At 58.1% G+C, this 4719-nt stretch carries 6 protein-coding genes and 1 pseudogene; all 7 read left to right on the top strand.

The genetic code is table 11. The features are described 5' to 3' along the window. Nucleotides 1-113: DUF269 domain-containing protein (locus EN984_RS23125; RefSeq protein WP_127374651.1), on the top strand; the 113-nt coding region annotated here is incomplete at its 5' end. A 46-nt stretch (nucleotides 114-159) separates the two neighbouring features. Then, nucleotides 160-363, top strand: a complete 204-nt coding sequence (locus EN984_RS23120; RefSeq protein WP_063169367.1) for a CCE_0567 family metalloprotein — start codon at nucleotides 160-162, stop codon at nucleotides 361-363. After that, a pseudogene (gene fdxB / locus EN984_RS23115) lies at nucleotides 360-675 on the top strand (ferredoxin III, nif-specific). The gene EN984_RS23120 and the pseudogene fdxB overlap by 4 nt, the downstream one beginning before the upstream one ends. Further along, nucleotides 647-946 (top strand): exopolysaccharide production repressor protein, encoded by a 300-nt coding sequence (locus tag EN984_RS39535; protein WP_082826585.1) that lies wholly within the window; start codon nucleotides 647-649, stop codon nucleotides 944-946. The pseudogene fdxB and the gene EN984_RS39535 overlap by 29 nt, the downstream one beginning before the upstream one ends. A gap of 236 nt (nucleotides 947-1182) precedes the next feature. Then, nucleotides 1183-2196 (top strand): 1-aminocyclopropane-1-carboxylate deaminase, encoded by a 1014-nt coding sequence (locus tag EN984_RS23105; RefSeq protein ID WP_024505903.1) that lies wholly within the window; start codon nucleotides 1183-1185, stop codon nucleotides 2194-2196. A 599-nt stretch (nucleotides 2197-2795) separates the two neighbouring features. After that, a complete protein-coding gene (locus EN984_RS23100; RefSeq protein WP_127383965.1) occupies nucleotides 2796-3941 on the top strand; it encodes a TlpA disulfide reductase family protein in 1146 nt (381 codons plus the stop codon). A gap of 320 nt (nucleotides 3942-4261) precedes the next feature. Next, on the top strand, nucleotides 4262-4705 hold the full coding sequence (locus tag EN984_RS23095; RefSeq protein ID WP_245456756.1) for a DUF269 domain-containing protein: 444 nt from the start codon (nucleotides 4262-4264) through the stop codon (nucleotides 4703-4705). Nucleotides 4706-4719: the final 14 nt, after the last annotated feature.

The following is a 4719-nucleotide window of genomic DNA, read 5'->3' as shown; positions in this document are numbered from 1 at the left end:
GCGGTTGGGCGTTCTGTCGAGACGTCCACCGGTTCGGCTTCGAGACTTTCCGCAAACTTGCTGAGGCCGGTACGAAACTGGTCGACGATGCGACTGCAGCCATTGAAGCCTAGCCCGAGATGGAGCGCATCAACAAAACCATTGTTCCAGGAAGGATCTATGTCAGACCTAGATAAGATGAGGAAGAAAGTCCGAAAGCTCCAGTTGCGTGCAGCTATTGCCAAGATGGCATTGCAGGACCTTGTCGAGGGTCTGCCGGGCAAGTGGGCCGACATACAGGAAGTCGCCGAGAAAACCCAAGCCGTTTATGCCGAGTTGGATGTTGCCAAGAGAGAACTCGCTTCAATGAAGAATTTAGGATGATGCGCACATTCACCACCCGTGACGGCTCCATTTGGATGCCGTCGTACCTGACCTCCATCGATAGCAAACCTGCATCGGCTGCTGCCGTTGTTTCAAGGTCTGCTCGCGCGATGTGATGCATCTTCACGGCGTTGATGATGCGGGTGAAATCCTCGCCCCTGCGATGACGAGGACGACGATTTCGACGGCAAGCTCAATCGCATGATCATGGTTGTCGATGATGCCGGCCGCTGCATAGGCTGCGGAGCCTGCGGCCGCGTCTGCCCCAAGAACTGCCAGACGCATGTTCCGGCCGACGAGCTCGCAACATGATCTGGCGAAAACCAGGGGAGCGGCGTGCACTTCATCTTTTTGTCGGCTCGTGGGGCTGGTCCTGTGCAGCAATGCGTCGATGGTTTACTTCGCTTTGGATTCGCTCCGTGTGGCAGTCGTCACGACGCTGGCCTGTTCGCTGCTGCTTCAGGCCGGCTACTTCGGCCGCGTGCTCTTTCTGATCTGGCAGTCCTCTAGCCGCGCTCGTGGAACTCGCCACAGGGGCCAGCATGCCGATGGTTACAGGAAAGCTCGGGTACCAGTCGTCTGACTCTGATCAACTGCGGAATGCAATTTTCAGCTGTGTCCCGGCTTGGTCGAATGCCCAGCATGTGCTGCTGCTTTGATGCGCGGATGACAGGATCAGTGCTCAGACCCACACCAATTTTGGTCACCCTCTGATGACTGAGCTGATCGTATAGGGAATCTGTGTTCGGCTAACACGCGACCATACCCCTGGGCTGACCGGTGCGTAGCAGGTTCAGGTACTTTTTTGCTGGAGATAGCATGCTGGAAAAATTCGAACGTTATCCGCTCACCTTTGGACCCACGCCGATCGAGAGGCTCGACCGCCTCGGCAAGCATCTGGGCGACAAGGTGGAAATCTACGTCAAACGCGAGGACTGCAACTCCGGTCTCGCGTTCGGCGGAAACAAGCTGCGCAAGCTCGAATACATTGTGCCCGACGCGATCGCGTCAGATGCCGATACGCTCGTCACAATCGGTGGCGTGCAGTCCAACCATACGCGCATGGTCGCTGCGGTCGCCGCCAAGATCGGCATGAAATGCCTCCTGGTCCAGGAGAGCTGGGTCCCACATGATGATGCTGTCTACGACCGGGTCGGCAATATCCTCTTGAGCCGCATCATGGGGGCAGAGGTGCGCCTGGTTGACGAGGGCTTTGACATCGGCATCCGCCGCAGCTGGGAAAAGGCACTTTATGAAGTCAAGGCAAGGGGCGGCAGGCCATATGCGATACCTGCCGGCGCCTCTGTCCACAAATACGGCGGCCTGGGCTATGTGGGGTTCGCTGAGGAGGTGCGTGCCCAGGAAGAGCAGCTTGGGTTTGCCTTCGACTATATCGTCGTCTGTACGGTGACTGGTTCAACCCACGGCGGCATGCTCGTCGGGTTCGCCAAGGATGGTCGACAGCGCAACGTGATCGGTATCGATGCCTCCGCCATGCCCGCCAAGACCAAGGCGCAGGTGCTTGGCATCGCCCAAAATACAGCGAAGCTCGTCCACCTCGGAGCGGAAATTGTCGAGGCAGACGTGGTGTTGTTCATGGACTACGCGTACCCGGGTTATGGCGTTCCATCGGAGGAAACCAAAGAGGCAATCCGTTTGTGCGCGCGGCTCGAGGGCATGATTACGGACCCCGTTTACGAGGGCAAATCGATGCAAGGGATGATCGACCTCGTCCAGAGGGGCTTCTTTCCACAGGGATCGAGGGTCCTCTACGCACATCTAGGCGGCGCACCGGCGATCAACGGGTACGGCTACACCTTTCGCAACGGCTGACGTTCGGCAGTCTGCGATTCCGCGGTCGCGCTCGAACGTGGGTAGGTAGCGTCGTTCGAGCGCTTGGCTGGAGAAGTGGAGGCAGCGACGGGCATCCACTAATTGGTACCATTACGTGCTGTCGGTGCTCAACGCCACGCGCATTGAGCGCATGCCGCCGTTGGCAACCGCGAGGCGAATTTTGACTCCGGGGCAAGAATCCACACGCGGCGGTGGCGGCACGAGGACCAAGCCGGCGAGTTCGCGCTTTCGAACTGGCGCCAAACTGCCACTGCTCGAGGGCCGAGGCCAGTCTAATCACAGGCGAGCCGTCCAAGCTCTCAAGAGTGATAGGGCGAAACCCGACAGCGGCAGAAGACATGTCGGGTTCACGACAATCGGCCGCATTTGGCCTCGTGGAGAATTTCAAAGCATTTCCCGCCGCTTACCGGAGCTGAGGGAATTGGCACCTCCGTTGCAGCTTGATGTGCGGCAACACGGTGAGAGCTTCGCTGAAGCAAGCCAGAGGGAGCGATGCCCTCGAGACCGTGTCCGATTTTGACTGGAAAATATTCCGCGACAAAAGAGACGAAAGGTGTGGAATGACTTTGGACACCAAGATGGAACTGCGTATGGGGTCCCCGGCTCCTGCGATCAAAGTGGAGAACTGGCTGCGTGGCGAGCCCCTCACGAACTTTCGGCCCGGCAAGGTCTACCTCGTTGAGTTTTGGGCGACTTGGTGCGGACCATGTGTCGACGCCATGCCCCATTTGATCGAACTGCAGGAGAAATATGAAGGCAGCGGATTTGAGGCGGTCGGAGTTGCCGCCTGCGAACAGGGTCCTACCGCAGACGAGGCGCGGACCAACGTGGATGCCTGGCTGACCGAGGAGTTCCCGAATCTGAATTATCGTATCGGGTTCGATTACATTGGCGAAATGAACAAGCTCTGGATGGATCCCAGCTCTTCGATTGGGATTCCCACCTCGTTCGTGGTCGACCGCGACGGCCACATCGCTTTTATCGGCCACCCGGCGGAACTCGATGACGTTTTGCCGAAAGTCCTTAACGGCAGCTGGCGCAGCAGCTATGAAGCGAAAGCCGTCGATGCAAAGCGAATCTCGCGTGTGCGCGAATCGTCGCTGAGTCAGCCGATATACGCCAAACTTGGGCCGGCGATGCAGGACGAGGATTGGGCAGCGGCACTATTGGCCATCGAAGAAGGCCTCGCCGTGATGCCAGACTCTTTTGATTTTCGGCGGGTTCATGCGGATATTCTGCTTCACAAGCTGCGCGACATCAAAACCGGCTTGCCGCTTATGCGCGAATTGGTCGAGGACGCGATCAACAAAAAGTTCGAAGCGATGTCTTGGGTGGTGATGGCGCTGAACCAACTCTTCCATCCCACGATCGACAACTCCCATCTTCCGCATGATGATCGCTTTGCGATGGGCAAGGAGCTCTCCGAACAGATCCTGGAACTTAATCCTCCGCAAGGCGATGGAGACTTTAAATTCGGGTGTTACTTTCCGGTCGCTCAGTATTATTACGAGAGCGGCAACAAGGACCGGGCGATCGAGTTGATCGAGGTGGCAATCAAATCGCTGGACCATTCGGAGCCAGTGCCGGACCAAACCAAACAGCGCTACCTCACCTCGTTGCTCGAAGCACTGGCCAACTACACGGGTGAGCCTGCCTGTCACGCGGATCTTTGTGTGGCTCCGCAAAAGAAGGCACCCGAAACTCAAAACGAAGTCACTTCCTGAGCAAGAATCGCGAAGGGACTGACAATTGGAATTGAACACTGGCCAATCCGCCCGCCCAGGCGCACTTCGCAGCAATAACGTCGATGCCGCAAAAGTGCGCGGCTTGCGGCAGGTGGAATTTCCATTGCGTTTACCTCGGGTCGAACCGCGGCGCAGGCGTTCGCGCCGCGGTGAAAGGTCTCGCATTGGTGGACGTGCTCGAGGTCGGCCACGGGACACTGTTGCGTGGGATCGGCTCGCCCAAGCCATTCCCCGCCCACGCAAGCGCCCGAACCACACATCGCAGAAAAAGAGATCGTCCTTCAAGAGGAGTACTGAAATTGGGGAAAAGCGAAATTCCTCATGAACCGGTTGGCCCTGCTGTCCACGGGGACGACGAGGCCCTTGCTTCCCCGTTCGTCAAATGCCTCCTGCGGCTCATTCGTACTCAGGATTCCTTCGGCTTATGGGAAGGCCATTCGGATGCCGAGCTGCTGGCCGAGTTCATCATCACCAAGCAACAGCAACGTGCGGTACCCTTTGGCGGCGATCCCGATCCTGACGCGCTGTGGAGGCTCGACATGTTTTACACCGCCGTAGCGCTTGCGATCGAGGAGCGCTCCGGCGTGTCGACGTCGCCAATAATTGGAATGAAGCCCCTGCGGGTTTCCAGCGGTTGGGCGTTCTGTCGAGACGTCCACCGGTTCGGCTTCGAGACTTTCCGCAAACTTGCTGAGGCCGGTACGAAACTGGTCGACGATGCGACTGCAGCCATTGAAGCCTAGCCCGAGATGGAGCG

The sequence above is a fragment of the Mesorhizobium sp. M7A.F.Ca.CA.004.12.1.1 genome (assembly GCF_003997835.1).
In the GTDB taxonomy this organism is placed as follows: Bacteria; Pseudomonadota; Alphaproteobacteria; order Rhizobiales; family Rhizobiaceae; genus Mesorhizobium.
This window is presented reverse-complemented; position numbering and strand designations above follow the sequence as displayed.